At 65.2% G+C, this 423-nt stretch carries 1 protein-coding gene; it reads left to right on the top strand.

What is annotated here, in order from left to right; translation table 11 throughout:
- Nucleotides 1-14: 14 nt before the first annotated feature.
- On the top strand, nucleotides 15-423 hold a 409-nt coding region (locus AC1U89_RS24850), incomplete at its 3' end, for a hypothetical protein (protein WP_479902277.1).

The raw sequence follows: 423 nt of genomic DNA, 5'->3' as shown, positions 1-423 counted from the left end.
CAATGTGGGACCTCATGGCTGCCCACGGCGTCGACGTCGTGGTTTCCGCGCACAACCACGTGAGCGAAATCTTCAGGCCTATCGGCGCCTCGGGGACGGGTGCACCCGTTCTCTCCGCTGCCGGCATTCGATCCTTTACCGCGGGCGGCGGCGGCGCCGATCTGCAGTCACTGACACCGAACTCCGATCCGCTTCTCCCTGCAATGGCACTGGGACCAATGTGGGACCTCATGGCTGCCCACGGCGTCGACGTCGTGGTTTCCGCGCACAACCACGTGAGCGAAATCTTCAGGCCTATCGGCGCCTCGGGGACGGGTGCACCCGTTCTCTCCGCTGCCGGCATTCGATCCTTTACCGCGGGCGGCGGCGGCGCCGATCTGCAGTCACTGACACCGAACTCCGATCCGCTTCTCCCTGCAATGG

This window comes from Caulobacter sp. 05T431, from assembly GCF_056665975.1.
The sequence above is the reverse complement of the archived record's forward strand: the minus strand, read 5'-3'. Positions and strand labels throughout refer to the sequence as shown.